Origin of the sequence: Streptomyces graminofaciens, assembly GCF_030294945.1 — a bacterium.
Taxonomy (GTDB): Bacteria; Actinomycetota; Actinomycetes; order Streptomycetales; family Streptomycetaceae; genus Streptomyces; species Streptomyces graminofaciens.
This window is the reverse complement of the sequence record NZ_AP018448.1, coordinates 6,658,072-6,684,515: the sequence shown is the minus strand read 5'-3', so window position 1 is coordinate 6,684,515 and position 26,444 is coordinate 6,658,072. Positions and strand designations below refer to the sequence as shown.

22 protein-coding genes and 1 tRNA gene are annotated in these 26,444 nt (G+C 70.5%); 7 read left to right on the top strand and 16 right to left on the bottom strand.

What is annotated here, in order from left to right:
* Positions 1–78: 78 nt before the first annotated feature.
* Positions 79–2,505 carry an FxsB family cyclophane-forming radical SAM/SPASM peptide maturase gene (locus SGFS_RS28865; RefSeq protein ID WP_434028085.1) on the bottom strand — a complete coding sequence of 809 codons (2,427 nt, stop codon included), beginning with the start codon at positions 2,503–2,505 and terminating at the stop codon, positions 79–81.
* Between the two features lie 137 nt (positions 2,506–2,642).
* On the bottom strand, positions 2,643–2,846 hold the full coding sequence (gene fxsA / locus SGFS_RS28860) for an FxSxx-COOH cyclophane-containing RiPP peptide (protein WP_286254618.1): 204 nt from the start codon (positions 2,844–2,846) through the stop codon (positions 2,643–2,645).
* An 845-nt stretch (positions 2,847–3,691) separates the two neighbouring features.
* Between fxsA and SGFS_RS28855 the strand changes: the two genes are divergently transcribed.
* Entirely contained in the window at positions 3,692–4,636 is a 945-nt protein-coding gene (locus SGFS_RS28855) for an intradiol ring-cleavage dioxygenase (protein WP_286254617.1), read from the top strand.
* A gap of 9 nt (positions 4,637–4,645) precedes the next feature.
* Complete coding sequence (locus tag SGFS_RS28850) at positions 4,646–5,464, top strand: triphosphoribosyl-dephospho-CoA synthase (protein WP_286254615.1); 819 nt, start codon at positions 4,646–4,648, stop codon at positions 5,462–5,464.
* A gap of 117 nt (positions 5,465–5,581) precedes the next feature.
* Here the strand turns inward: SGFS_RS28850 and SGFS_RS28845 are convergent, their stop codons facing one another.
* Positions 5,582–7,099, bottom strand: coding sequence for an aminopeptidase P family protein (locus SGFS_RS28845; protein ID WP_286254614.1), 1,518 nt, complete (start codon positions 7,097–7,099; stop codon positions 5,582–5,584).
* 141 nt (positions 7,100–7,240) lie between these two features.
* Positions 7,241–8,797 carry a PP2C family protein-serine/threonine phosphatase gene (locus SGFS_RS28840; RefSeq protein WP_286254612.1) on the bottom strand — a complete coding sequence of 519 codons (1,557 nt, stop codon included), beginning with the start codon at positions 8,795–8,797 and terminating at the stop codon, positions 7,241–7,243.
* 526 nt (positions 8,798–9,323) lie between these two features.
* Here SGFS_RS28840 and SGFS_RS28835 point away from each other — a divergent pair.
* Both SGFS_RS28835 and SGFS_RS28830 read left to right on the top strand, forming a co-directional pair.
* Positions 9,324–9,989 carry a bifunctional DNA primase/polymerase gene (locus tag SGFS_RS28835; RefSeq protein WP_286254610.1) on the top strand — a complete coding sequence of 222 codons (666 nt, stop codon included), beginning with the start codon at positions 9,324–9,326 and terminating at the stop codon, positions 9,987–9,989.
* 532 nt (positions 9,990–10,521) lie between these two features.
* Positions 10,522–11,253 (top strand): TrbL/VirB6 family protein, encoded by a 732-nt coding sequence (locus tag SGFS_RS28830; RefSeq protein WP_286254609.1) that lies wholly within the window; start codon positions 10,522–10,524, stop codon positions 11,251–11,253.
* A 265-nt stretch (positions 11,254–11,518) separates the two neighbouring features.
* On the opposite strand, the gene SGFS_RS28825 is transcribed toward SGFS_RS28830, so the two are convergent.
* The 3 genes from SGFS_RS28825 to SGFS_RS28815 form a co-directional block, all read right to left on the bottom strand.
* Positions 11,519–12,508, bottom strand: a complete 990-nt coding sequence (locus tag SGFS_RS28825) for a DUF5926 family protein (RefSeq protein ID WP_286254607.1) — start codon at positions 12,506–12,508, stop codon at positions 11,519–11,521.
* Positions 12,509–12,663: 155 nt separating this feature from the next.
* Positions 12,664–13,206 (bottom strand): ATP-binding protein, encoded by a 543-nt coding sequence (locus SGFS_RS28820; RefSeq protein ID WP_286254606.1) that lies wholly within the window; start codon positions 13,204–13,206, stop codon positions 12,664–12,666.
* Positions 13,207–13,554: 348 nt separating this feature from the next.
* Positions 13,555–14,352, bottom strand: a complete 798-nt coding sequence (locus SGFS_RS28815; protein WP_286254604.1) for a glycerophosphodiester phosphodiesterase — start codon at positions 14,350–14,352, stop codon at positions 13,555–13,557.
* 219 nt (positions 14,353–14,571) lie between these two features.
* On the opposite strand from SGFS_RS28815, the gene SGFS_RS28810 reads away from it, so the two are divergent.
* The 3 genes from SGFS_RS28810 (at position 14,572) to SGFS_RS28800 (ending at position 18,110) form a co-directional block, all read left to right on the top strand.
* Entirely contained in the window at positions 14,572–16,227 is a 1,656-nt protein-coding gene (locus SGFS_RS28810) for a S1C family serine protease (RefSeq protein ID WP_286254603.1), read from the top strand.
* 209 nt (positions 16,228–16,436) lie between these two features.
* Positions 16,437–17,960, top strand: coding sequence for a COG1361 family protein (locus tag SGFS_RS28805; RefSeq protein WP_286254602.1), 1,524 nt, complete (start codon positions 16,437–16,439; stop codon positions 17,958–17,960).
* A gap of 65 nt (positions 17,961–18,025) precedes the next feature.
* A tRNA-Ser gene (locus tag SGFS_RS28800) sits at positions 18,026–18,110 on the top strand.
* Positions 18,111–18,245: 135 nt separating this feature from the next.
* On the opposite strand, the gene SGFS_RS28795 is transcribed toward SGFS_RS28800, so the two are convergent.
* The 9 genes from SGFS_RS28795 to SGFS_RS28755 form a co-directional block, all read right to left on the bottom strand.
* The gene (locus tag SGFS_RS28795) at positions 18,246–19,622 is read right to left on the bottom strand and encodes a tyrosine-type recombinase/integrase (RefSeq protein ID WP_286254600.1); all 1,377 of its coding nucleotides are present in this window, start codon (positions 19,620–19,622) and stop codon (positions 18,246–18,248) included.
* 64 nt (positions 19,623–19,686) lie between these two features.
* Positions 19,687–19,872 carry a helix-turn-helix transcriptional regulator gene (locus SGFS_RS28790; protein ID WP_286254598.1) on the bottom strand — a complete coding sequence of 62 codons (186 nt, stop codon included), beginning with the start codon at positions 19,870–19,872 and terminating at the stop codon, positions 19,687–19,689.
* 110 nt (positions 19,873–19,982) lie between these two features.
* Positions 19,983–21,404 carry a DNA primase family protein gene (locus SGFS_RS28785; RefSeq protein ID WP_286254597.1) on the bottom strand — a complete coding sequence of 474 codons (1,422 nt, stop codon included), beginning with the start codon at positions 21,402–21,404 and terminating at the stop codon, positions 19,983–19,985.
* On the bottom strand, positions 21,401–21,766 hold the full coding sequence (locus SGFS_RS28780) for a hypothetical protein (RefSeq protein ID WP_286254596.1): 366 nt from the start codon (positions 21,764–21,766) through the stop codon (positions 21,401–21,403). The genes SGFS_RS28785 and SGFS_RS28780 overlap by 4 nt, the downstream gene beginning before the upstream one ends.
* Entirely contained in the window at positions 21,763–22,668 is a 906-nt protein-coding gene (locus tag SGFS_RS28775) for a bifunctional DNA primase/polymerase (protein ID WP_286254595.1), read from the bottom strand. The genes SGFS_RS28780 and SGFS_RS28775 overlap by 4 nt, the downstream gene beginning before the upstream one ends.
* 88 nt (positions 22,669–22,756) lie before the next feature.
* Entirely contained in the window at positions 22,757–23,215 is a 459-nt protein-coding gene (locus tag SGFS_RS28770) for a hypothetical protein (RefSeq protein WP_286254594.1), read from the bottom strand.
* A 13-nt stretch (positions 23,216–23,228) separates the two neighbouring features.
* The gene (locus SGFS_RS28765; RefSeq protein WP_286254593.1) at positions 23,229–23,687 is read right to left on the bottom strand and encodes a hypothetical protein; all 459 of its coding nucleotides are present in this window, start codon (positions 23,685–23,687) and stop codon (positions 23,229–23,231) included.
* A 207-nt stretch (positions 23,688–23,894) separates the two neighbouring features.
* The gene (locus SGFS_RS28760; protein ID WP_286254591.1) at positions 23,895–26,015 is read right to left on the bottom strand and encodes an FtsK/SpoIIIE domain-containing protein; all 2,121 of its coding nucleotides are present in this window, start codon (positions 26,013–26,015) and stop codon (positions 23,895–23,897) included.
* A 109-nt stretch (positions 26,016–26,124) separates the two neighbouring features.
* A complete protein-coding gene (locus tag SGFS_RS28755) occupies positions 26,125–26,442 on the bottom strand; it encodes a hypothetical protein (RefSeq protein WP_286254589.1) in 318 nt (105 codons plus the stop codon).
* Between the last annotated feature and the right edge of the window lie 2 nt (positions 26,443–26,444).

Below are 26,444 nucleotides of genomic sequence, written 5' to 3'. Positions count from 1 at the left end.
TAGGAACCGACAAGTCCCGTTCGGAACAGGACGAACAGACCCGTATCCACGGGGGGTTGAGGTGTTACGCCGGTGGGCTCACTGTTCCCGCCAGGCGCTCCTGTGCTCATCGGCAGCCCGCCGAGCCGCCCGCAGGGCCTCCGGGGACACCTCGATCGCCAGCAACCCCCGCACCGTCGCCCGCATCCCCGCCACGAACCGCTCCCCCGCGGGCGTCAGTGCCCCCGAAGCCGCCAGGGTCTCCACGGCCTCGGCCGTCTGGTCGCGCCAGCGGGTGAACTGGATCTCCGCCGCACGGGCCTCTTCGCCCGTGCTCGTACGCCGCCGGGCGTGCCAGTAGTCGATGACCGCCAGGTGGGCGTACGTGCCTTGGAGCAGGCCTTCCAGGGGGCGTGGGTCGGGGCGCCAGGGGGCGTAGAACAGGCGGTCGCAGGATGGGTCGTAGAGGTCCATGAGGTCCAACACCGCGCCCAGCTTGACGTGTTGGAACTCGTGGACCAGGAGCAGCGCGAGCGCCTCGGGGGTGGCCGGTCTGGCGATCGCCACCGCGCCGAACGCGTCCCTCGCCGCCGAGCTGATGTCGTCGCCGGTGGCGGAGGGCATGAGGGGTGTCACCGCTCTCAGGCCCGCTCGCAGGCCCGGGGCGTACTGCGGCAGTTCGCTGCGAATCCACGCCCATGCCTGAGTCAGGTCGGCGTGCCACGCCTCGGCCTCGTCCTCCGCGAGCCGGGGGTGCGCGGGATGGCCGTGGCAGTCCCGCCAGGGATCCGTGTCCTCCAGCGAGACGGGCCAGTCGTCCAGACCGAACCACCAACTCCCCTGCCAGGAGGCGGACTTGTCGCCCTTCCAGGAGACCGTGTACGTCGCGCCTGCCGTCTCGGCCGTCTCGGCCGTGAAGCCGTCGGAGTGGATGCGGACCGTGACCCGGTCGACGTCCTCGCCCTCCAGCTTCAGGGCGCCGTGCGTGGGCAGCCGCAGCACCCCGTCCCGCACCGGCACCACCAGTGACTCCGCGCGGCCCGCGCGCAGTGCCGCCGCCGCCGCGATCTCCGCCATGCCCCGCACGGCCGTCGCCGCCGCCTCCGGGTCGCCCTGGAGCGAGCGGATCGCCCAGGGGCGTACGTACGGATGGGCCAGCACCTTGTCCACCGACTCCGGTGCCTCGCGGTCGAGCACGGTCAGCGTCCGCCAGGCCGCTTCGCCGAGGTCGCTGTGCCCGCTCTCCTGCCGGACCAGGGCCAAAAGCTCGCGGTGAAGGGCGAGTTGGTGGCGGGCCAGCAGGTCGGTGGTGGCGGTGGAGCCGAGGCCGGAGGCCAGCTCGTCGAGGTGGTGGTCGGCGAGGGGCGGCTGCGCGGGCTGGTGGGAGGGGGCGGTCTGGTCGGACATGTCGCGGTCCCGGATTTCGGTGATCAGACGCAGGAGGTCGGAGCAGTAGACGGAGGGGTTCACGAAACCGCTGGGACCGGATCTGTACCGGTGGGCGTACAGGCCCCCGCCGCAGGAGCGCACGACCGGGCAGCTACGGCACTGTTCGGACAGCCCGTCCATCCCTTGCTGCCGGGCCACGACACCCGGATGCGCGGCGACCTCGTCGAGCGAGTTCACGATCACGTCCATGCCGGTCGCGGGCGCGCCGTCGTACGCCGTCTTCAGCGAATCGGCCTGTTCGAACGTCCCGTCGGTCTCGATCACGGCCAGGTCGGTCGGGGCGAGGCCCAGCGACTCGGTCAGGCTGTCGCCGCCGTGCAGCGTGCTCAGGACGGAGTCGAAGACACGTACGTCCATGGGGCGGCCGTCCGCCGTCCAGCGGTCGTAGACCGCCAGCAGCCAGCGCGCGTACGCCGTGCCGTCGGTGTCGTCGGCGGGGCGCTGCGGGGGCTCGTCCCAGGTGGCGTGGGGGAGGAGGAAGTCGACGCGCGGCGGGGTGAGTTCGGCGAGGGCGTCATAGACCGCGATGGGGTCGTTGCGTACGTCGATGGTGCAGAGGATGCCCGCGAAGAGGTGGCGGTAGCGGGGCTCGTTGAGGAGGGCGATGCCTCTGAGGACCTTGTCGTGGCTGCTGCGGCCGTTGGCGTAGCGGCGGTGGAGGTCGTTGGCGGCCTTGTCGCCGTCGAGCGAGACGCCGACCTTGATGTCGTACTGGTCGAACAGGTCCAGGAAGCGTTCGTCGAGGGTGACCGCGTTGGTGTGGATGCGCAGGTCGAGGGCGCATACGCCACTGAGCGCGTCGGTCAGTTCCCGTGCTGCCGCGCGCAGTCGGACACGACCGGCGAGGAGGGGTTCGCCGCCGTGCAGGACCACGTGGACGGTGTCCAGGTGATGCGTCCTGGCGTGCTCGGCGATACGTTCCGCCGTGGCGCGCAGGATCTTGTCGGAGGTCACCATGGGCCGACCGCGCCAGCTTTGGTCCGCGTGTTCGAACACATAGCAGTGGTCGCACGCGAGATCGCAGCGGCTGTGCATTTTGAGCACGAATTGGCGTAAGGGGTGGAGTGGTCGGCCCATGAGTGTCATGAGGGTGCTGACAGTCCTCGGCTCGGTCTGATCAGCCGGGTCGGTCTGATCGGTCGGATCGGTCGGATCGCTCGGATCGGACGTGGGATGGGGACGTCGGATCGGTCTGATCGGTCGGATGGGCCCGATCAGACCGAGGACTGGAAGGCCGCCACCGCGACGCGGCCCGGTCCGCGCCGTTCGACGCCGTTGGACACGACGCGAGTCAACGCCGGCGACGAGGCGCCGCCGCGCTGTGCGGCCAGCGTCACGAGAGACACCCGCTCCGGGCCGAGCACGGCTGCCGTCGCTGCAACGGCGGCGGTGATCGCGGCGTCGTGGGATGCGTTCATTCGGACCTCAGCTATCTGTCTGTGCGTACATACACGCACCGTGACGGAACGTAGGGGTGAGCCTCACACTTCACAAGCAGATCACCGGCGGAGCGGAAGCGCGAGCCTGAGGTGCCGAACGACTGCTGGGCAGACGCGGGCAGACGGGCGCGTTCTAGTGCCCGTCGGCCACTGATTGCGAGCGAACATTAGCCAACCCGGAGAGGCGTCACTGCAACACCTTGCCGGATAAACGTGAGGCCCGTCACACCCCCGAGTGAGTGTGCAGGCCTCTTGCCGAGGTCAATGCCAAGGCCATCGACTTGGCTGTTGGTCGACTGCCAGGTCAAGAGAAGCGTCGACCGGCTGTCGGACGGAGGGCTTGTTACGAAGTCTTTACCCTTTCGGGCGGTAAATAGGCCTAATGGACTGGCAGTTGGTAGGTCACAAAGGTGACCCTCTCTCAGCGGGAGCGCCGGGGCGCAGTACGGCGCGTGCACCCGAACGACCCGCGCGAGGGGGCGTACCCCCGCGCGAAATGTCCCGGCTCGCGAAGCTCTGCGCCACGATCTCCGAGGGTTCACCCACCCGAGTGGCCGTCACTGTACGTAACGACTGCTCCGGGAAGTGCTCGATGACGGTCAGGCCGCGCGAACCGTACGGAGGGTTGCCGTCCGACCGGACGGAATGTCAGCAGCCGTTGCTGAAAGGGGAGTTGATCCGCAAGGGGACTGGCCGCGAGCACGGTGACATCCCCGAGGCCCGTCGAGATCCGCGCCCCGTGCCTTCAGCCTTCTCAGCACTCTCAGCCCCCTCACAGCCACCCCCCAGCCCGCTGACGGACTGCGTACCTAATTTCCTCTGCCATGACGGGAAACCACAGGAGCAAGACGATCACCCGGCGCCGCGCCCTCGCAGTGACCGGAGGGACGGTCGCGGCCGGCGGGCTCGCGGTCGCCGGGTACCAGTCCGCCTTTGCGGATGAAACGGAGGCAGTCGCCGCGGACACGACGGCCGCGGCGTCGGCCACCAGCACCAGCGGCGAGTGCATGACGCTGATGACGAGCGTCACCGAGGGGCCGTACTACCTCGACGGCGCGCTGGTGCGCAAGGACATCACCGAAGGCAAGAGCGGTGTGCCGCTGACCTTGCGCCTCACCGTCGTCGACGCCACCGACGGCTGCACCCCGGTCCCCGGCGCGGCCGTGGAGATCTGGCACTGCGACGCCTGGGGCTACTACTCCGGCTACACCACGGCCAACCCCGGCGGCTCGGCCCCCGCAGAGAGCGAGGACGGCTCGACGGCCAATGACGCCACCTATCTGCGTGGTTATCAGATTGCGAACGCGAACGGGGTTGTCAAGTTCGAGACGATCTTCCCTGGCTGGTACACCCCGCGCACCTGCCACATCCATGTGAAGGTCCACACGGGCGGCGAGAAGGAGGACGGCACCTACGAGGGCGGCAAGGTCAACTACACCGGCCAGTTCTTCTTCGACGACGAGATCGCCCAGGAGATCTTCACCCTGGAGCCCTACTCCCAGCACAGCGGCAGCTACACCACCCTCGACAACGACATGGTGTACGACGGCGGCGGTGCCTCCAGCGGTCTGCTGACTCTGAAGGCCGTGCACAAGAAGGACCCGTCCAAGGGCTACAAGGGCTTCCTCACCCTCGGCGTCGACCCGGACGCCGAGAACACCGGCGCGGGCAGCGGAGGCGGTGGCGGGGAGGGCGGTACACCCCCGTCCGGCGAGCCCCCGACAGACGCCCCGAGCGAGGCCTCCCCCTCCGCCTCGACCTCCTCGTAAGGTACGCCCATGAGCAGCCGCGAGGACGACGCGCTGGCGCAGGCCGCGGTGGCCGCGCTGACCCGGCAGTTGGAACTGGCTCCCAAGCCCGGCCTGCCCGACCCGCGCGACCTGGCCGCGCGAGTCACCCGGCAGGACCACTGTGCTCTGCGCTGGTCGGCGAAGGCGCTGACGCCCGGCCTCGCGGCGATGGCGGCCTGCGCCCGCCGCAACGGAGCGGCCACACCCGAACTCCGTGCCGAACTGGGCGCCATAGGCCGCTCCACCGAGCACTCGGTGGCACTCGCCGGAGGCGGCCACCGGGGCGCCACCTGGGTCCTCGGCCTCTTCGTCGCCGCGGCCGCCCTCGACCCCGCCGCCCGGGGCCGCGACCTGGCCGCCACTGCCAAGAAGATCGCCGCCCACCCCGACCGCCGAGCCCCTCGTCGGCCCTCCCGGGGCTCGTCGGTCTCGGCGAAGTACGGGGCGGCCGGCGCCCGTGGCGAGGCCCGCGCGGGCTTCCCCCACGTCCGCCGTGCCCTGGATGTTTTGGCCAAGGCCCGCAAGGCGGGCACCCCCGAGCCGGACGCCCGGCTCGACGCCCTGCTGACGGTCATGTCGACGCTCCAGGACACGGAGCTGCTGTACACGGCGGGCCCGCACGGACTGCGTCACGTCCAGGCGGGCGCCCGCGGCGTCCTGGAGGCGGGCGGCACGACGACCGCCGTCGGCCGCGAGGCCCTGCGGACCTTCGACACCGACCTCCAGAGCCGGGGCTGGAGCCCGAGGGGCAGCGCGCCCCTCCTGGCGGGCGCACTGTTCGCGGACGCGCTGCCGATCACTCCGTGAGGACCGGGGCGCAGCCCGTCTTCTCAGGGGCGCGGGGGAACGGGGCGCGAGCGACCACGACGCACCCGCGGAAAAAATGGCCGGGCACTGAACCAGTACCCGGCCACCAACCCCGAATCAGCCCGTGAGTGAGGCCATCCACGCCTCCACCTCGGCGGAGCGCCGCGGCAACCCGGCGGACAGATTCCGATTCCCGTCCTCCGTGACGAGAATGTCGTCCTCGATCCGCACCCCGATCCCCCGGTACTCCTCGGGAACGGTCAGATCATCGGCCTGGAAGTACAGCCCCGGCTCGACGGTCAGCACCATCCCCGGCTCCAACGTCCCGTTCACATACGACTCGGTCCGCGCGGCAGCACAGTCGTGGACGTCCATGCCGAGCATGTGCCCCGTCCCGTGCAGCGTCCACCGGCGTTGCAGCCCCAGCTCCAGCACCCGCTCCACCGGCCCCTCGACGAGCCCCCACTCGACGATCTTCTCGGCGAGCACCCGCTGCGCGGCGTCATGGAAGTCCCGGTACTTGGCGCCGGGCCGCACCGCCGCGATCCCGGCCTCCTGGGCCTCGTACACGGCGTCGTAGATCTTCTTCTGGATCTCGGTGTACGTCCCGCTGATCGGCAGTGTGCGCGTGACATCGGCGGTGTAGTACGTGTGGGTCTCGACGCCCGCGTCCAGCAGCAGGAGGTCACCGGAGCGCACCGGTCCGTCGTTGCGCACCCAGTGCAGCGTGGTCGCGTGCGGGCCGGCCGCGCAGATGGAGCCGTAGCCGATGTCGTTGCCCTCGACCCGGGCGCGCAGGAAGAACGTGCCCTCGATGTACCGCTCGGAGGTCGCCTCGGCCTTGTCCAGGACGCGGACCACGTCCTCGAAGCCACGCACGGTCGAGTCGACCGCCTTCTGCAGCTCGCCGATCTCGAACGCGTCCTTCACGAGCCGCGCCTCGGAGAGGTAGACCCGCAGCTCCTCGTCCCGCTCGGCCGTCACCTTGTCGGTCAGCGCGGTCTCGATCCCGGCGTCGTAACCGCGTACGACCCGCACCGGGCCGGTCGCCTCACGCAGCTTCTCCGCCAGCTCGCGCACATCACCGGCCGGGACGCCGTACAGCTTCTCCGACTCGGTCAGCGAGTGGCGGCGGCCGACCCACAGCTCGCCCTGGCCGGAGAGCCAGAACTCGCCGTTCTCCCGGTCGGAGCGGGGCAGGAGGTAGATCGTCTCCTTGTGCCCGTCGGCCACCGGCTCGAACACCAGTACGCCGTCCTCGGTCTGGTTGCCGGTGAGATACGCGTACTCGACGGAGGCCCGGAAGGCGTACTCCGTGTCGTTCGAGCGGGTCTTCAGGTTGCCCGCGGGGATCACCAGACGCTCGCCGGGGAAGCGCGCGGAGAGCGCGGCGCGGCGCGCGGCGGTCTCGGCGGCCTGGGCGATCGGCCGCAGGTCGTGCAGCTCGGTGTCGGCCCAGCCGGACTTCATGCTCTCGGCCAGTTCGTCGGACACGCCCGGGTACAGGCCGTTCTTGCGCTGCTTGATCGGCGCCTCTTCTTCGGCTCCGGCCGCCTCGGCCTCCGGGTTCTCCGGCCCCGCTGCGGTAGCAGCAGAATCCGATGCAGCCGAAGTGAGCTCGTCCGCCACGGTCATCCTCCTAGATACGGAACTGGACCCCGCCCATCGTACGGTCGTACGGGACGGGGCCCAGGCCCGAAAGGTCTTGTTGGTCCTGACCGGTGGTGCTTGACCGGTGCTGCTTGACCGGTGGTGCTGTCGGCGGTGCTGACCGGGTCATTCGAACCGCGCCGCCAGCAGCACCACGTCCTCCGCGCTGTCCGCCTCGTCCAGCCCGTCCGGCAGTACACAGCGCAGGACGTGGTCGGCGATCGCGCCCGGGTCGGTGCGCAGGGCCTTCGGAACGCTCGCGGCGGCCGAGTGAAGGCGGGCGAAGGCGCGGTCGACGGGCTCGCCGGTGCGCTGAATCAGGCCGTCGGTGTAGAGAAGCACCGTTTCGCCGGGCTCGGCGGTCAGCTCGACGCTGGGCGCCTCCCAGCAGGCGAGCATGCCGAGCGGCGCCGACAGGGACGTCTCCACATACTCCGTGCGCCGCTCGCCGATCACCAGCGGCGGGCTGTGCCCGGCCCCGGCCAGCGTGAGCTTGCGCAGTGCGGGCTCGACGTAGGCGAAGAGCGCGGTGGCGCTGCGGGCGGGCTCGGTGAGACGCAGCAGCAGTTCCAGGTCGGACAGGACGGCGACCGGGTCCTCGCCCTCCATCACGGCGTATGCCCGCAGGGAGGCCCGCAGCCGCCCCATCGCGGCGACCGCGCTGGGCCCCGAACCGGTCACCGACCCGACCGCCAGGCCGAGCGCGGCGTCGGGCAGCGGCAGCGCGTCGTACCAGTCGCCGCCGCCGCGCGGGCAGGTGCGGTGCCGGGCGGCGAGCTGGATCCCGGCGACGCGCGGCAGCCGGGAGGGGAGCAGCTCCTCGGCGATCTTCGCCATGCACACGCGCGTACGGTCGACCTCGACGATCCGCGCCAGGTGCTCGGTGGCGTACCGCGTGTACAGCCCGGCCAGATGCCGCTGGCGCTCGGCCGGCTCGGCCGGCTCGTCGTAGAACCAGGCGACGGCGCCCAGCCGGCCGGCCGCCTCCGCGGACAGGGGCAGGGCGTAGCTCGCGGCGTAACCGAGCCGGCCGGCCACCTCGCGGTGGCGGGGGTCGAGCCCGTCCTCGGCGAACAGATCGGGGCGCACGACTTCACGGAGGCCGCCGGGGAGCCCGGCCGGGGTGTCGAGGAGATCGCCGTACGGCATCGAGCCGCGCGGCACGGTCTCGAGGTGGCCGAGGTCGGCGCGGGCCAGGCCCAGACCGATGGTGGTGTCGGGGCCGAGTCCGTCGCCGGGCTCCAGGACGACGAGACCGCGCCGGGCGCCCACGAGGGCGGCTCCGGCGCGCAGCAGTTCCTGGAGGGCGTCGGTGAGCGATGCCGTGCGAGCCAGGCGCTCCGTGAGTTCATGAAGGGTTGTGAGATCCGACACCCAGCCCGCGAGTCTGTCCTGGAGAACGGCCCCCGGCGCGGGTCCCGACGCGGCGTCCGCGCTGGTGGGGTGCTCGGTGGCCGACGTGGCCGATGGGGTGTCCGTGGCGGCTGGCGTCGGCGCGACAGTGTGTGCGGGAGAGGGAACCGTTGAATCGATTCCAGCCACTTTCGGAGGGTGAGGGGCGTTCATGGCGTCCGGCTTTCGGACCGGTGCGTATTGCTCAAAAGCATCGCAAACCCCCATGTCATTCTGCGCCGCTAGCAGTGTCTCCACATCTACACGCACTCGTGCGGAGATGTCCAGCATTGTCCTGTTGGGATATCTGGTGTCCGTGCGGCGCGGTTGTACTTCCGGTGTGTTCTTGTCCAGTCCAGAGATAAAAGCAAAGTTGGCTAAAAAGTGTTGTGGGGAACGGTGTATTGAGGTCGACTGGCCTTGTTCAAACAGAGCGTCACAGCGGTCGTGATGGGTACGTACTCGGTGAAGGCCAGGGGTGGGAGACCTACCCGGAACCTGGCGACGGAACCGGGCGTCCTATGCACCGACGACCGAGCCCCATCCTCCCGTGGCGGAGGCGGCGAGCACATGCGGTACGGCAAAACGCCAGGCGCCGCCACCCCCACGCCATGCCCATGCTTTTGACAGACGCAAGTCGACACGATTCATGGACGTGGCCGACGCGGACGCGAACCAACGCTCGGCCCATAGGGGTTCCCCTTGTTCTGCACAGGGGTGTGATGCGCCAGCAGGTACGCACAGTGAAGTGAACGACCACATGGTGTGATCCGACCCACGGTGTTGCCAGGCGTGCAACGGAAAGGAACGAGCGCTCATGCGCGAGATCCCCGGAAGGCGACGCAGGCTCCTGCCCAGGCGCAACGGCGGGAGGCCCGAGATGCTCGAGCAGGCCTTGACCTTCGCGACGCAATGGCAGTGGCCCGTACTCCCGGGTGTGGCACCGGACCCGCAGGGGCGTGCCCGCTGCGCGTGCCCGGACCCGGAGTGCGTGGTGCCCGGAGCTCACCCGTTCGATCCCCCGCTGCTGGCCGCGACCACCGACGAGCGCATGGTCCGCTGGTGGTGGGGCAACCGGCCGTCGGCCCCCATCGTGCTGGCGACCGGCGGCAAGGCGCCCTGCGCGGTGAGCCTGCCGGCTCTCGCCGCCGCCCGCGCCCTCGCCGCGCTCGACCGCACGGGCATGCGCCTCGGCCCCGTCGTCGCGGCCCCGCACCGCTGGGCGATCCTTGTCGCGCCCTACTCCATGGAACAGCTGGGCGAGCTGCTCTACGCCAAGGACTTCGTCCCCGGCTCCCTCCGCTTCCACAGCGAGGGCGGCTATCTCGCCCTGCCCCCCTCGGAGACGGGCCACGGCGCCGTCCGCTGGGAGCGCGCCCCGCTCCCCGGCTCCGCCGCCCCTTGGGTACCCGATGTCGAGGCCGTCGTGGACGCGGTCGTCGACGCCCTCACTCGTACGGGTGTGAGCGCGCCCGAGTTGTAGCCGCCCCCGGCGCGCGCGGAGCGGAACGCGGCCTGCCGCTCGTTATCTTCCGCTCATGCAGCGTCTTCCTGGGGGCCGTCACGGAGCGACTCCGTCGAGGGGCGGAGCGACTCCGTCCAGGGGGCGGGGGAGCTCCTCGCAGCCGGAACCGCAGCCAGAGCCGGAACCGCAGCCAGAGCCGGAACCGCAGCCAGAGCCGGAACCGGCGCGGGCTCCGGCTGCCGAGTCGCAGTCGGCTCCGGCCGCCGAGCCGCAGTCCGGTGTCGGCGTCGGTGCCGGTGTCGCTGTCGGTTCGCAGCCCGGTCCGGGTGCGGAGCCGCCCTGGGGCCCGGGTGCGGAGCCTCCGTCCGGTGTCGATGCCGGTGCGGAGCCTCCGTCCGGTCCCGGTCCCGGTCCCGGTGCCGGTTCGCAGTCCGCGCCCCGCCGTCGTACGGTCTCGCGGCCGGGGCGCCATGCTGCTTCGTCTCGTGGTCGGCGGGCCTCTTCACGGTGGGCGCGCCGAGCGCACTCGGCACCCCGCCACCGGGCCTCGGTGCCGTCGCGCGGTGGGCTGGACCCCCGCAAGCTCCGCCTCGCCGGACTGACCGTCGCCGTGGCGGTCGCCTTCGCGCTGCCGCTGGTCGCGTCGGCCGGGCCGATCGGCAGAGGGAGCGGCACGACCGAGGCCGCGCGTACGGCTGAGCGTGCGGGTGGGGCTGATGTGGCTGCCAGGTCTGACGGGGCCGATGGTGTGCTCGGCGCCGTAGGGGCCGACGGCGCCCACGGGTCCGACGCCGCTGACGTGGCCGATGCGGGCGACGGGCCCCACTCCCGCGCCGCCGCCCACCCCCGCGACGCCGTCGACGGAAAGGCCGACGGCGGTCGTAGTGGCAGCGGTGGCCTCGCCGATCCCTCCCGCTCGCCCCTCCTCCTGGACCTCGGTCTGGCCACCGCCGCGCGCTGTGGGCCCGAGCTCACCTCCCCCGACGGGATCGAGGCGCAGACCTGTGTGCTGAGCCAGGGCGAGGACACCTGGGCGCGCACCTACTACCGCAACGCGACCGGCAGAGAGCTGAGTTCGGTGCTGAGCGTGATGGCTCCGGGCGGGCACACCGTGCGGATGCACTGCGCTGTGGGCGCGCAGGACGAGCCGGGGGCGTGCGAGACACCGAGGGAGCGCACACGGGGCGAGATGGGGGCGTACACGGCCGTGGCGGAGTTCGCGGCGCCCGACGGGCGCGGTCCGCTGCTGCTGCGCTCCGGGAGCAACTCGGCCCAGCCGTAAGGGGGTTGGCGCCCACTGCCGATCCGTACGACGATCCGGGTCCGGAGTCGCTACGTGGCCAGGCATGAAAAGACCCGGTTGCTGGCGACGGGGGATGCACCAGCAACCGGGCTAATGAAACCGTAACAAGAGATCGGCGCTTCGCAAATTCGATCTTGGCTATTCGGACACGAATTTGCCTGTCACGTAGGGGAGTTGTGACAGGAGTCACCACATTCGTAAGCTTCCGATCAGCTGACCGGCCGGTCGGTCCACGCCCCCGGCGTCAGCTGAGCGTGACCTGCCGGTTGGTCAGTCCGCCGCGCGCCCGACGCTCCTCCGGGGTGAGCGGCGTCTCGACCGCCAGGGCCGCGGCGAGCCGCTCGGCGAACTCGGCCGCCGGCTTCTCCACATCGTCCGCGCCGACGCCGCTGGGCAGGTCCCAGACCGGCACGGTGAGGCCGTGAGCACGGAAGGAGCCCACCAGCCGGGTGCCCTCGCCGAGGCTGGAGGTCCCCGCCGCGTGCAGCCGCGCCAGAGCGTCCAGAAGCCGCTCCTCGGCGTGCGGCATGACCCAGCGCAGGTGGTTCTTGTCCGGGGTCTCGCACCAGTACGCCGAGTCGACGCCCGTGAGCTTCACGGTCGGGATGGCCGCCGCGTTGGCCCGCTCCAGGGACGCGGACACCTCCGACGTGGCGTTCTCCGCGTCCGGGACCCAGAACTCGAAGCCCGTGTGCACAACTGGCTCGAACGCGCCTTCGGCGTCGAGCAGGTCCTGCAGTCGCGGACCGTCGGCCGGGGCGCGCCGACCCGGAACCGGAGTGCCCGGCTCGGCGGCCAGGGCGCGCTGCAGGGTGTCGGCGAGGTCGCGGCTGATGTCGCCCGACGACGTGTCGTTCTGCAGACCGAGCAGCACCGAGCCGTCGTCGCGGCGCAGCGCGGGCCAGGCCATCGGCAGGACCGTGGCGAGTGTGACCGACGGGACGTCCTCGGGGAGCGCGTCCTTCAGCTTCAGCTCGACGGTGGCGGCGGGCACCAGCTCACGCAGCGCGACCCAGTCGCACTCGCCGGGCAGACCCTCGAAGGGGCGGTGCACCAGCTCCGTCACCGCCTGGGCCGCGGCCCTGCCGTGACAGGCCTTGTAGCGGCGGCCGCTGCCACAGGGGCATTGTTCGCGCGCGCCGACAACCGGAACCTGCCCATCGGCGCCTGTGGCGCCGACTCCACCGGTGCTCTGCGGGCGCTTGGCCTTCGTAGGGGGGCGCTTCTTGGCCATCGTGGGTGTCTCCCGATCACGGCTCGACTCGTACTTGCGCGAGCCTAGTCGCTCGTACGACGGCCGATGGGACCCTGTGGACAACGCACCGAGTCGTCCCGGAACCGGAGGTTCAGGCCAAGTTGTTCGGACCTGGCCTGAAGCCTCCTGTGGGGTCAGTCCATGTCCTCGAAGGCGTCCGTGAAATCCAGACCTGGGAGGGTGGAGACCGACGGGGCCGAGATACGGGCGGCGAAGTCCTCGCGGCGGCGTGCCTGGTACACGTCGTCCTGGACGATCACCCATACCGTGACCTCGCCGCGGGCGTCGTTCCTGACGCCCCAGTCGTCGGCCAGTGCCGTGACGATGTTGAGCCCGCGGCCGCCGTGGGCGGTGACCGACGGGGTGGACGGGGTCGGGCGGGTCGGGCCGCCGCCGTCCGTCACCTCGACCGTGAGCCGCCCCGTGGGGTCCACCCGCCATGCGCATCGCACGTCGCCGTCACCGGCCAGGGCATCGCCGAGGGGCCTGCCGTGTTTGCAGGCATTGCTCAGCAGTTCGGAAAGGATCAGTACGGCGTCGTCGATGACCGATTCCGCCACACCACCGTCACGCAGTTGACTGCGCATCCGGTGTCTTGCTTCCCCCACGCCCGCAGGGCCATGGGGTACGGCCATGCTCGACGACGTGGGCACCTCCTGTGCCACCACCAACGCCACCCCCGAGACCTCCTTCGCCCCACGCCACGGTGTGAATGCCCCAATGGACCGGACTGGAAACCGGCTGGCGCACGTGCTCTGACGCACTCACAACGATCGAATACGGATCGAACGCGCCGGTGCACTCCCCGTGATTTCCCGCCCATCGATTGGCCGGATTTCACCCTCAATATGCCGACTTCGCCTTCGGTCGCCCTCTGTCTCGCTTGGCGGAATTCTTACCTCCATTCAAAGGTTGCAAGATCGGGCGTCGGTGCAACCGGAAGCGTTCCGCAGTGGTCGGAGGCGGTCGGAAGTGGTGGCGTATCCGTCAGATGTGAACGGCGGTCGCGTGATCGGAAGGGGCGTTCAGTGACCCAGTTGGTGGCGGACCGCTCGGGGCCGGTTGGTGATGATCGCGTCGACTCCCAGCTCCACGCACAGGTCGACGTCCTGGGGCTCGTTCACGGTCCACACGTGCACCTGGTGGTCGGCCTTCTTCAGGCGCTCGATGTACGCGGGGTGGTTGCGCACGATCCGGATCGAGGGGCCCGCGATCCGCACCCCGGCGGGCAGCCGCCCGTCGCGCAGGCGGGGCGAGACGAACTGCATGAGATAGACCGTCGGCAGCGTCGGGGACACGGTCCGCACGCGCTGCAGCGAACGCGCCGAGAAGCTCATGACCCGTACCGGAGATTCCTCGGCGGACTCCGGCGCGTCCAGCCCGAACCGCTTGAGCAGCATCAGCAGCCGCTCCTCCACCTGTCCGGCCCAACGCGTCGGATGCTTGGTCTCGATGGCCAGTTCGACCCGGCGTCCCGCGTCGGCGACCAGCTCCAGCAGCCGCTCCAGCGTCAGTACGGAGGTGTCCGGCCCGATCTCCCAGTCCGGGGCCTCGTCGCGGTTCTTCCAGGAGCCGAAGTCCAGGGCGGCAAGCTCGGCCAGCTCCAGCGCGGAGACCGCGCCGCGGCCGTTCGACGTACGGTTGACGCGGCGGTCGTGCACGCAGACGAGATGCCCGTCCGCGGTCAGCCGGACATCGCATTCGAGGGCGTCCGCACCGTCCTCGATCGCCTTCTTGTACGCGGCCAGGGTGTGCTCGGGGGCGTCCTCGGAGGCCCCGCGGTGGGCGACGACCTGGATCGGGTGCTGTCGTGCGTGGGTCACCGCGTCATGGTGCCACCGTGATGGCGGCGGGCGCAGGCGATCGGCCCGTTTAGTCTGATAGATCCGATATAAAGGATGGCCCCGGACCCACAGTCACCGCTTATGGTGCCCTGACGGCTCGTGGGAAAAGCTGACCACATACAAAACTCACGCACAGCCGCATGTGCGAACAACACCATGTCGACAGTCGACAGCAGCCGTGGATCGAGGAGAGAAGCTGTGAGCACCGAGAACGAGGGCACCGCGGTACCCCCGGCCCCGTCCGCGCCTCCCGTGCCGGTGGAAACTCCCGCTGCCTCCGCCCCGGCCCCGGCGGCGGCACCGGCCCCCACCCCGGCGCCGGCCCCGATCGCCGAGGAGAACGCGCCGACGGCCCAGCTGCCGCCGGTGCCCCCGGCGGAGCCGCACCCCGAACTGGTGGGCGCCGGGGCACCGGCGTACGCGGGGGCCACGGGTCAGGGTCCGGAACCGGCGTACGCGCAGCCTGCGGGTCCGGGTCCGGGTCCGGAGCCGGTCTACGCGGCGCCCGGGGGCCCGGGTCCGGAACCGGCCTACGCGGCGCCTGCGGGTCAGGGCCCGCACCCCGGTGGCTACGCGCAGCACCCCGTCGGGCCCTCGGCGCCCGAGGGAGGCTGGCCGCCTCCGCCCCCGCCCGGCACCCCGTCGTACGCGGACGCCGGAGCGGCAGCGGGCCCCGGCGCGGCAGCGGGGGGCGGTGGCTGGGGCTCCTCGTACCAGCAGCAGACGCAGCAGCCCGCCCCCAAGCCCGGCGGCAGGCGGGGTGGTCTGATCGCCGCGGTCCTGGTGGCAGCCCTGGTGGCCGGCGGCGTCGGCGGCGGCCTCGGCTACACCCTGGCCGACCGCAACGACGACTCGACCGGCTCCACGACCATCTCGGCCTCGCAGCAGGGCGGCGACCTCAAGAGAGACGCCGGTACGGTCGCCGGGGTGGCCGCCTCGGCGCTGCCGAGCACGGTCACGATCCAGGCCGAGAGCAGCGACGGCGAGGGCGGCACGGGCACGGGCTTCGTCTTCGACAAGGAAGGCCACATCGTCACCAACAACCACGTGGTGGCGGACGCGGTCGACGGCGGCAAGCTGTCGGCGACCTTCCCGAACGGCAAGAAGTACGACGCGGAGGTCGTAGGCCACGCCCAGGGCTACGACGTGGCCGTCATCAAGCTCAAGAACGCCCCGTCGGACCTCAATCCGCTCCCCCTCGGAGACTCCGACAAGGTGGCGGTGGGCGACTCGACGATCGCCATCGGCGCCCCCTTCGGTCTCTCGAACACGGTGACGACGGGCATCATCAGCGCCAAGAACCGCCCGGTGGCCTCCAGCGACGGCTCCTCCAGCAGCAAGGCGTCGTACATGAGCGCCCTGCAGACCGACGCGTCGATCAACCCGGGCAACTCCGGTGGCCCGCTCCTCGATGCCAAGGGCAACGTCATCGGCATCAACTCGGCGATCCAGTCCGCGAGCAGCGGCGGCCTCGGCTCCGGCCAGTCCGGCTCCATCGGCCTGGGCTTCGCGATCCCGATCAACCAGGCGAAGAACGTCGCCCAGCAGCTGATCAGGACGGGCAAGCCGGTGTACCCGGTGATCGGCGCCTCCGTCTCCCTCGACGAGGGCGTGGGCGGGGCGAAGATCACCTCCGACGGCGGCGTCACGGCGGGCGGCCCCGCCGACAAGGCCGGTCTCAAGTCCGGCGACGTCATCACCAAGCTCGACGACACGGTCGTAGACAGCGGTCCCACCCTGATCGGCGAGATCTGGACCCACCAGCCCGGCGACAAGGTCACCCTGACGTACACCCGGGACGGAAAGACCCGCACGGCGGACGTCACTCTGGGCGAGCGCGAGGGCGACAGCTGATCACCTTGGCGGAACGAACTGAACCGGGAACGAACTGAACCGGGAATGGTCTGAGCAGGAATGGTCTGAGCCGGGAACGAACTGAGCCGGGAATGGTCTGAGCTCGATGTAAGGGGCGTCCTCAGTGGAGGGCGCCCCTTACGGGTGCAGGCGACGGTCCGAGCCTTCCGGCGCCCGGCCAAGAAGGGGCGGTCCGGCATACTGCGGCGATGATCGGCATACCGGAGCGTCGGCACGCGGTGGTGATCCGATGCGTGCTGGCCGGGACCCTGGCCCTGATGTCCACACTCTTGGGTACGGGCTCGGGGCGGGCGACGACGGCGGAGAGTGGCCCGCGCGACATCACGCAGAACGTTTTCTACGTCCCCTTGCATGAGCAGGAGCCGTACACCTCCGACCTGCTGGGCCTGGAGTGGGCGTACGACGGGCCGCCCCGCGACGCCGAACTCACCGTGGACGCCTCGGGGCTGGACGGCGTCGCGGTCGTGGCATCGGGCGCCGACGGCTGCAAGCCGAAAGGCAGGCCGTCCTTCTCCTGCTCCAAGCCGCTGTATCCCGACTCCGAGGGCTGGAACATGCAGGAACTGGGACTCCGCCCGGCGACCGGGGCCCGGCCAGGGGACTCCGGCACCCTGCGCTACACCCTCGAACCCAAGGGCCTGCCCGCTGTCCGGGGCAGCCTGAAGGTGATCGCGGGCCGCCCCGAACTGCGGGTGAACGAGCCCGCCGCCATCCGGGAAATGACTCCCGGGGAGTCGTTCAACGTGCCGATGGTCATCCGCAACACGGGCGATGTCCCCGCACGAGGCGTAGTCCTGCTCATGGAGAGCAACGAAGATCTGTCGGCCGCCACTCGACACAGCAACTGCCGCTACACGAAGGACGCCGGCGGCCTCGTCCAGTGCCTGCTGCCGGACGAGGTCATAGCCCCTGGCGAAACGGTGGAGGTGTCCTCCGGCCTACGGATGAAGGCGGATCGCGACGCGCTGACGGAACGTCTCTCCTACGGGGCGTGGTCCTTCCACTCCAGCGGACGGCACCCCGGCCCGCCGTGCTGCGTGGACACCCCCGACCCCGACCTCACACCGGGCCGGGCCGCACCCCTCACGCTGACCCGGGCACCGGCCCTCGGCAAGGGGATGAGGTTCACCAAGACCCCGGAGCCGGTTTTGGTGGAGGTGCCGGTACGGAACACGGCCGACGTCGAGGTGTTCGGCACATCGCTGCGCGGAGGGATCGGCAGCAGCCACCACATCCGCATCGGCTTCCGCAACAACGGCCCCGCCCGACTGGAAGGCGTCCAGACCGAGTTCCTCGTCCCGCCCGGCACCGAGGTGACCGAGTCGCCGTACGACCCCGGCGGCGAGGACAACGAGTGCGTCCCCACGGACGACGGCCGCCGCTACACCTGCGGCAGCGAAGGCAAGGTCGGCCAAAAGGTCTTCTACGACTTCACGTTGCGCATCAAGAGCAAGAACACCACACCGGGCTGCGTGACCGTCGCGCCCCCGGCGGACGACAGCGCCAAGACCAAGGACCCCGAGCCGGACAACGACAAGGCGGCGGTCCAGGTGGCGGAGAACAAGGCCTTCTCCTGCGCCCCGTCCAAGGACGAAGACGACGCCGGCCCCGACGCCGACTGGCCAGTGGCCACGGGCATCGCGGCCGTCGCCACCACCTCACTCCTCCTCGTCCTGGGCCACCGCCGAAGGAAGAGGCCCGCTTCTCATTGATCTCCCACGCCACCGCCGGGGGCCGGTAGGCTGTACCCGCTCCGTCCCAGGTGGGCCGGGGCGTGGGTGGGTTGCCCGAGCGGCCTAAGGGAACGGTCTTGAAAACCGTCGTGGCGCGAGTCACCGTGGGTTCAAATCCCACACCCACCGCGCAGGTCAGAAGCTATGCAGGTCAGAAGGGGTGTCCCCCATGCAGGGGCACCCCTTCTGTGCGCAGCCTGTCTCACCCCGGATCGGCGGTATCCCACCTTTGACCAGCGTGTGCGGCCAACCTGCGGCCAGGTTTCACGGCCCCTCGGTCCCGCCCTCGTGCTCCGCTAGACCTTGCTCGATCAGGGCGTTCATCCTCGCTTCCTCGCCGTCCAGCACCTTGGCGTAGTAGCGCTGAAGCACGGCGACGCTCTGACCCGCGCGGCGGGCAGTCTCAGCGAGGCTCACCCCCGAGCGGAGCCAGAAGGACACGCAAGCGTGCCGCAGGTCGTACGGGATGGCGGCCAGAGGAGAGGCCACCTGCGCGGGGGTGAGTGCCTTCCGGCGGGCTTCCTTCCACACCGCGCCGTACTCCTGCGACCGGACGGGCCCACCTCGTACGGCACTGAACAGTTGACCCTCGGTCGCGCTGCCGAACGCTTCGAGGTGGGTTCGCAGGATGGCGACCAGCACCGGCGGGATGGGCACGGGCCGGACCGCGCGGCGGGCCCGATGCTTGAGCTGTCGTTCCTCGTACGGCTTGCCGTCGTCGGTCCAGGCCGAACCCACCTGCGGCCGGGCGCCGGCGAGGATGAGCCGTCCCCAGCCGTCAGCGGGGAGTTCGCACTGATCAGCGCTCAGCATGGACACTTCCTCCGGTCGCATGGCGGCGTAGTAGATGCACGCGTAGAACGCGACCAGGTGGGCGCCGCGCGGCCCCTGCGCGCGGACCGCGTCAAGTAGCGCCCGTGCCTGTGCCGGTGTGGCGACGCTGCGAACGTCAAGCTCCTCCACTGCCTTGGGAGTCTCCCAGTGCACTCGGTGCAGGGGGTTGCCGGGCAACAGTTCTTGTTCCACAGCGAGACGGAGGCAGTTGCTCAGCACCGCCCGGCGCCGCCGGAACGTGTTCGCTGCGGCGGCCTTGCCGTCCTGTCGTTTGGCCAAGGCTTCGAGCACCATGCGCACGCGCTTCGCACTGTCCAGGTCGACCACGGCTGGCGCGTTACGTGCCACCCACGCCAACGCCTTGGCCTCTGCTTCTGGCGGTTCCTGGTCATGGCGTCCGGCGTTGAATCCCCACTGGTAGAGCGCACGCCGCAAGAGTTCGTCTGCCGGGCGTCCCTTGCCGTCCGGGCACAGCGCCATCGTGGCGATGGTCAGGCTCTCTGCGATGCTCGCGCGGTGCTTCGCTGCGGCAGTCGGCCACTTTCGCGCGGCGTGCGCGCGGGCATGGGCGTACCAACCCGTGCGGTTCCGTTCCCGCAGCTCCGAAACGGGGAGACCGGTCTCGGTGTCGAACGGCTCTCCCTTCCGGGCCGCGGTCAGCAGTTCCGCGCGGCGCGCGTCGGCAAGCGTCTTGGTGGCGAACTTCTCCGGAAACTCCGTCCCGTCGACCTGCCAGCGGAGTTGATACGGGGCCGACTTGCTCGGACGCTTCCGGACGCTCCAAATGCGCACGTCGTAGCTGTGCATTGTTCCCCTTCATGGAGATGGGGCCCCGCTGCGAACGGCGGGGCCCCACGGGTCTGTCAGCGGGTCAGGCGGCGATCTCGTTCTCGGCCCACCACGCGTCCAGGTCGCTGCGGCGGCAACGGATCTGCCCGTTCGGCAGCTTGATGAGCTTCGGTGCCTTGCCACGGGCGCGCATGCGGTAGAAGGCGGCGCGGCTCATCTTGATCTCTACGAGGACTTCGGCGAGCTTGAGCTTCTCGGGGCGGGGCATGGCACTCCTCAGCGCGGGGGTGGCGCGGTGATGGGGTTCTGAGCACATTGCTCTGAGTCGTGACTCATCGCGACTCAGGGCGGGTTGGTGGGGGTGTGAGTCGCGATGAGTCACGACTCAGGCAGATGTGGTTCGGACCCGTTCAGCGTGATCCCGGTGTACGTGGCGACCTGTTGGCCGTAGGCGTTGCGGGGGCGGGTGCGGTTGAGTTGGGGGACGACGGAGAGCAGGTTGCGGCCGAATACCTGCTTCGTTCCGGGCTTGACGCCGTTGTCCTCGGCCCAGTCTCGCCAGACGGCCCACAGTGCTTCCACGGGAACGCTGCATGTGGGGCCGGTGGTGCAGCGTTCGCGGACGAATGCGCTGGTGGGGCTCGCGGTGTCGCGCATGGTGGTGACGGCTTCGCGGCTGGATGCCGGTTCGGTGATCCGTCCGGTGCGCTGGAGTCGGGCGAGTCCTTCCAGGGCCCAGTTGATGATGCCGGGGACTTCGGCGATGAGCCGGTCGGTGAGGGTGGGATCTTCCTTGCCGAGCCAGGACAGGCGGGTGTTGAGCAGGATGAACCGGTTGGCGATGACGCCGGAGGAGTCGCCGAAGTGGGGCAGTTCGTTGGACAGGATCACTAGCCGGGTGGGGAGCTTGCCGGTCCACGGCTGGCGGTACTTGCGGTCGATGTCGATGGTGTCCTCGCCGGAGATGGTGAGGAGCCGTTCGACGACCTGGGTGTTGTCGTTGCCGGACAGTCGGGCGTCGGAGATGACCCCCAGGGGCTTGCCGATCAGGGTGGACAGGCCGAAGTTCGTGCCGAGTCCGGCGAGGGTGGGCCCGGCGAGGTTCTCCTTGCCGACCAGCGCTTTGAGGACGCGGGCGATGGTGCCCTTCCCGGATCGGGTCGGGCCGACCATGAGAAGGATCTTCTGTTGGTCGGTGCGGCCGGAGATGACGTAGCCGAACCACTCCTGTAGAGCGGAGACGGAGTCGGGATCGTCGGGCCAGAGCTGGGCGAGGAAGTTGTCCCACGTCGGTGCGCTCGCGCTGGGGTCGTAGGCGTACGGGATGGAGACGTTGTTGAAGAACTCCGGTGTGTGCGGCATGAGCGCCCGGTCGCGGATGCGCAGCAACCCGTTCTGGCAGGCCACGATGGGGCCGTGGTCCTGTCCGGTGTCGCCCTGGTCGTCGATCCATGCGGGGGTGTCGGTGTCGGTGGGCAGGAGAACGATCGAGCCCAGGGCATCGAGCAGGTTGCTGATCTTCGGTTTGGTCGGCGCCCAGTCGCGTTCCTCGGTCTCGCCGTCCTTGGCGGGGACCTGGTAGACGGCGTGCTCAAGGCGCTCGTACATGGCCTTGCGTACTTGGTCGTCGTCGACCTCGCGCCAGCAGGTGCCGTTCCAGCGCATCCAGGACGCGCGCCAGCGGCGGCACACGAGCTTGCCGTCCTCGCCCTGCCAGTCGGGCAGCAGACGGCGGGCAACGGCCATGGGGTGGGACGGTGCGGGCAGTTCCTCGCTCTGAGCGGTGCGGGTGTCCGTCATGCCGCCGTCCTCCCTTCCTGGTTGCTGCGGAGCGGGCAGATGTCGCGGTGGGCGGTGTGCGTCTCGATCAGGGCGAGCACGCGGCGTTGGCCGACGGCGCTGCGGTCCCACCCGCACAGGCACTTCGAGGTGGCGGTGGGTTCGGCTCCACGTCGGCGTGGGGCTTGGATGTGGAGCCAGGCGACGGGGTAGCGGCCGTCTCCGGTCTGCGGGTCAGGACGAAGGGCAGAAGGGGCGCCCTTGCGGGCGACGTCCGTCGGCGCGCTACGGCCGGTGGCGGGGTCGGCCGGTTCGGCGGCGTGCGGCTGGTCGGGGGTGGGTGTGGTGCTTTTACCTGCGGGGTGGGGCCGGGGGGTGGTCATGCCGTCCTCCGGGGCCAGGCGGTGCGGATGGAGTAGTCCAGGGCCTTGCGGATGGTGGCGCGGCACTCGGCCGGCGACAGTCCCGCCGACTCGCCCCCGCAGGTAAAAGCCGCTTCCACGGTGGCGCGGTCGAGGTCACCCCACGCCACGAACCGGCCCACCGCCCGTACGGCGCGCAGGAGTTCGGCCTGCCGCCCGCCCTCGCCCGTGGCGGCCACGGACGCGACCTCGCGGTTGAGGACGGCGGCGGCGTACCGGTCGGTGTCGCTGGTGGGCATGGGCAGGATCGGTGCCGTGACGCGCCTCTGAGGGGCCGCCAGAGCCTTTTGGAGCCATTCAGGCAGGTTTGCAACAGGCTGGTCGTCCAGGACGGTATACGGGCCTTGTGGGGTGATGCTGCCGGGGGCGACGACCTGTCCGCCCCATGCGCGGGTGTCGACCTTGGGGGTGAGCGTGCCGGTGGTGTTGGTGAACCGGACGCCGTCCGGGGCGGTGAAGTACAGGTGCTGGCCGCCGCTGGGGGTCCGGATGCGGCGGGTTGCGGGGACGGCGTGTCCGGCGCGCTCGCAGAGCGCTGCGAAGTTGGCCGCGCCGTCAGGCGTGCCCTCTGCGTCTGTGGGCTTGAGCGTGTCCAGGTCGACGACCAGCAGTCCGGCGGGGCCGGTGGCGATGCCGACGTTGTACGGGCCCGAAGACCAGCACCGTTCGATGCGGGCGGGGTCGAGGGTGGCGCGCTGCTCGAAGGTGCGGTGCCCGTCGGTGCAGTCGCCGGTGTGGGGGCAGCGGCGTTCGCCGTGCAGGGCGGGGACCTTGCTGCGGGGGCGTAGCGGGATCACGGGCCAGCGGCGTTCGGCGGCGTCCAGTGCCGCGCGCAGCAGCGCGCGGCGGGGGTCATGGGTCATGCTGGGTGTCTCCAGTTCCTTGAAGGGTGCTGGTGGGCAAGGGCGGCCCCGCTTCTTTGGCGAGAGGGAGGGGCCGCCCTTGGCGTAGCTAGTTGTTCCTGGTCCAGCAGGCGTACTGCCGACGGACGTAGGCGCGCGGGTCGCCCGTGACGTCGGCGCCGTCCAGCTCGATGAGGAAGTGCGCCAGCTCCATGGCGTGCTCGTCGCGCATGCGGCCGTCGGGCGGGAGGTGGGCGGAGCGGCGGTCGACGACGGCGGCGCGGCGCAGCCACCACTCCCGGTTGCGCCTGCCGGCGTGGGCCTCGCTCAAGAGCCAGTCGAACTCTTCGCGGGCGTCGGGGGCGTCGGCGTACGCGTCGGCCGCGCTGGGCCAGTCCTCCGAGGGCGCGGCGTTGGCGGCCTGGTGGTCGGCGCGGACGTAGAGACGGTGGCGCTTGCGGTCGCGGGTGGGGCAGACGGTCACGGTGCCGGTGGTGAACGTACGGTCCAACGCGGCGACGATGGTGTCGGTGTCGGTGGGGTCGCAGATGACGCGGATCTCGAACACTCGGGGCTCCCTGTCAGCCGTGGAAGTGGTTGCGCTTGATGACGGCCTTGCGGATGTTGACCGTGGTTCCGCCCGTGCCGTGGCCGCCCTTGAAGATCTGCACGGCGACGTATCCGCCGAAGAGGACGGCGGCGAGGGTGATGAGCTGAGTGATCAGCGCCGTGAGCGCGGTGATGAACGTCGTGAGGAGCAGCAGTCCGCCGCAGACGGCGAGGAAGCCGACTCCTCCGAGGGCGACGTTCACGGCCGCGCGGGAGACGGCCGGCTTGGCGGCCACCGGTTCCGGGCGGGCGTGGTCGATGGCGTAGCCGGTGACGACCCGCCCGTCCGGGAGGACGACGGACGCGACCGCCGGGACGGTGCCCGGCTGGACGGGCACGAGCGGCGCCATCGCGGCGGGGGTGATGGGGGTGGGGTGATGGACTTCCACGGCCCGTTGTGTGGACGCGTGGTGGCCGTTCTCGGGGAACATACGGAATCCCTTCCGGCAGTAGGACAGGGAGGCAGAGGCACCCCCTTGCCGGGGGCGTGTGGAGGGGGTTTCAGGGGTGCTGACCTGCGGGCCTCCCTGCCTCCCTGACTGATCATTCATGCAGGTCAGGTACAGGGAGGCGGGTCAGGGAGGGGTTCAGGGAGTTCTCCCTGCCTCCCTGACCCGTCCGGGGTCGGCTCCCTGCCGTCAGACGGTGGAAGTGGAACCGTCGTCGTCGCGGTTGGCGAGGGCGCGGTGAAGGCGGTCGCGGGCGACGACCATGACGCCGTCGGACTTGTAGGCGATGTCCGGTCCGGCGTCGTCGAGGACGCGCTTGAGGTCGGTGAACGACCAGTCGCCGTAGGCGTCCGCGTTCAGCGTGGCGAGCCGCGCGAGCACGTCCTTGGTTCGCACGCGGGGCGCGTCGCCGACGACGGTGGCGATGTCGTCGAGCGGGTCGCGGTCCTCGCCCCGGTTGATCACGTGCAGGGTGGTGACGCCGTCGCGCAGGGCCTTGGCGCGGTCGGTGATGGCTTCGGCCGCGTCGTCGTCGATGTAGTGCGTGCGGACCGTGATGGAGGACTGGCCCTTGGGGATGTCGATGCCGGAAGAGGCGACGACCAGGGTGCCCTGGTCGAGTCCGGGCCGGAGCATGTTGGGGGCGGCGCCGCCGTCGACGGCCTTGTCCCCGAGTGCCATGCGGGCCTGCGATTCGGTGCCGAGGGCGAGGGATGCGCGGGTGTGGGCGCCCTCGCGTACCAGCTTGGGAAGGTTCTGGTCGGTGGGGTCCTGGGTGCCCTGCCACATCAGGACGTTCACGGCACGGCCCTGGTTGTGGATCTTGCGGACGGCCATGAAGTACCGGGAGTTGGACTTCGACCCGCCGTAGGGGCGCTTGTCCTCGTCCTTGACCGGGCACATGAACGCCACCTGCGCCTCGTCGACCAGCACAATCAGCGCGGGAAAGGTGGTGCCGGGCGGAGCCTGGAGACGGCGGTTCATCTCCTCCACTGCCCCCTCCACCATCTCCGTCACCTGGATCACGTGCTCATCCGTCGGACCCTGGATGAGGGTGCTGGCAAGGCCGTCGAACATGTTCCAGTCGCCCACGCCCTTGAGGTCGCCCATGAGGAACTGCACCGATCGATCGAGTGCGACCCACAGGGCGAGGGAGCGCAGGGCGACGGTCTTGCCCTGGTTGGACAGACCGGTGATCAGAAGGTGGCGCTGGTAGAGGCTGAGGGCGGCGGCGTCGCCGCGCAGGTCCTGCCCCCACGGTGCCTTCCCCTTGGTGTAGTCGGCGGTCATCGTCTCGTCCGTGACCAGCGGGGACGGTCCGATCGGCTCGTCCAGCGCTCCCGAGTCGGCCACCCACAGGCGGACCGTGCGGGCGGCCTCGGGGATGGTGATGAACACTTCGTGCTCGTGCCGGGTCAGGTTCTCGGCGAGCTTCCGGCGGCGCTGCTGCACCTCGTTCGTCGACACCCCCGACGGGAGCGTGACGTCGACCTCGATGCCGCATCCGGCGATCCGGATCGGACCGAGCATGGACGCGCCGGCGTCCCCCATGTCCTTGATGGCGTTGCGCAGTGCCGGGACACCGAGGTCGCGCAGTGCCTTGACCACGATGGACGGGGTAATCGGCTCACCATCGCCCGAGCGGACGTTCGCGGGAAGGGCCCACTGGGGTGCGGCCTGCTGCTTGCTGCCGACGGCCCACAGGGCGAGCAGGGCGAGGAACGGGCCGATGGTGAGCGCCGGGCCCCACACGATCTGCACGATCCTGATGAGCAGGGCGATGAAGTCGATGGTGGCCGACAGCGGGGTGATCACGTCCGCGACGTCGCCGTTGTTGATGGCCATGACCACCCCGAGCCCGACCAGGACACCGATGCTCATCCCGGCGCCGACGGCCACGCCCTTGGCGGCCTCTACCGGGGAGTGGAGGAGGTCCATGCGGCGGTGGTGGCGGGCGGCGCGGAAGCGCTGAAGGCGCTCCTCCCACTCCTCCGCCGCTTCCAGGTTCCCCGCGGCTTCCGCCGCCCGGATCATCCGCTCGTACCGGGCCCCGGTCTTCCCATCCCACGTGCGACGGGCCACGATCCGCCCGCCGTTGAACGTGTAGGCGCCGTGCCGGGCCACGGCCCGCACCGTCGCCTTGGTCGACTCGTGCGTGACGGCCGACTTCACCGCGCGACCCGAGCGCACCCACAGCGGGACGGGCCGTGTCGGCGGGGCGTCCGGGACCACGGTGAGCACGGTCGGCGCCGTGCCGTCGGCGCTGGTGGTGTCGGTGGGCTTGCGGAGGTAAACGACGTTCTCGGACATGCTGGGACTGCTCCTGACTGCCCTTTCGAGGGCGGGAGTTGTGTGGAGTGCCGGGGTGGTCGGGTCCGTGGAAAGAGCGGCCACCCCGGCGTGCGCGGGTTGGGCCTGGTCAGAACCAGCCGGACGACTTCTTGGCGGCCTTGGCGCGGGCGGCCTCGGTGATCAGGCGCTGACGCTCGCCGTGCAGGGCGGTCAGCTCCGCGTTCAGCCGCATCTCGACGGCGGAACCGATGGAGTCCATGCGGTCCTCGGCGCCGGTGGTGCTGCGGCCCTTGTGGACGCTGCGCGCGCCGCTCGCCATGGCGCGGGTCATCGACAGGCGCTCACGGCTGGTCAGCGGCCACCACTCACCCCGCCGCACGGCTTCCAACTTCTTCATGGTCTTGCTGATCTCGCGGTCAAGGCGGCGGATGTCGGCGTTGGCCATGG

Coding starts and splice junctions, on each gene's coding strand:
- SGFS_RS28840 (WP_286254612.1), bottom strand. CDS start 8,797: ATGCTGGACATCTCCGCACGAGTGCGTGTAGATGTGGAGACACTGCTA.
- SGFS_RS28780 (WP_286254596.1), bottom strand. CDS start 21,766: ATGACCACCCCCCGGCCCCACCCCGCAGGTAAAAGCACCACACCCACC.
- SGFS_RS28845 (WP_286254614.1), bottom strand. CDS start 7,099: ATGACCGTGGCGGACGAGCTCACTTCGGCTGCATCGGATTCTGCTGCT.
- SGFS_RS28795 (WP_286254600.1), bottom strand. CDS start 19,622: ATGCACAGCTACGACGTGCGCATTTGGAGCGTCCGGAAGCGTCCGAGC.
- SGFS_RS28755 (WP_286254589.1), bottom strand. CDS start 26,442: ATGGCCAACGCCGACATCCGCCGCCTTGACCGCGAGATCAGCAAGACC.
- SGFS_RS28790 (WP_286254598.1), bottom strand. CDS start 19,872: ATGCCCCGCCCCGAGAAGCTCAAGCTCGCCGAAGTCCTCGTAGAGATC.
- SGFS_RS28865 (WP_434028085.1), bottom strand. CDS start 2,505: ATGGGCCGACCACTCCACCCCTTACGCCAATTCGTGCTCAAAATGCAC.
- SGFS_RS28835 (WP_286254610.1), top strand. CDS start 9,324: ATGCGCGAGATCCCCGGAAGGCGACGCAGGCTCCTGCCCAGGCGCAAC.
- SGFS_RS28785 (WP_286254597.1), bottom strand. CDS start 21,404: ATGACGGACACCCGCACCGCTCAGAGCGAGGAACTGCCCGCACCGTCC.
- SGFS_RS28825 (WP_286254607.1), bottom strand. CDS start 12,508: ATGGCCAAGAAGCGCCCCCCTACGAAGGCCAAGCGCCCGCAGAGCACC.
- SGFS_RS28775 (WP_286254595.1), bottom strand. CDS start 22,668: ATGACCCATGACCCCCGCCGCGCGCTGCTGCGCGCGGCACTGGACGCC.
- SGFS_RS28760 (WP_286254591.1), bottom strand. CDS start 26,015: ATGTCCGAGAACGTCGTTTACCTCCGCAAGCCCACCGACACCACCAGC.
- SGFS_RS28805 (WP_286254602.1), top strand. CDS start 16,437: ATGATCGGCATACCGGAGCGTCGGCACGCGGTGGTGATCCGATGCGTG.
- SGFS_RS28850 (WP_286254615.1), top strand. CDS start 4,646: ATGAGCAGCCGCGAGGACGACGCGCTGGCGCAGGCCGCGGTGGCCGCG.
- SGFS_RS28855 (WP_286254617.1), top strand. CDS start 3,692: ATGACGGGAAACCACAGGAGCAAGACGATCACCCGGCGCCGCGCCCTC.
- fxsA (WP_286254618.1), bottom strand. CDS start 2,846: ATGAACGCATCCCACGACGCCGCGATCACCGCCGCCGTTGCAGCGACG.
- SGFS_RS28765 (WP_286254593.1), bottom strand. CDS start 23,687: ATGTTCCCCGAGAACGGCCACCACGCGTCCACACAACGGGCCGTGGAA.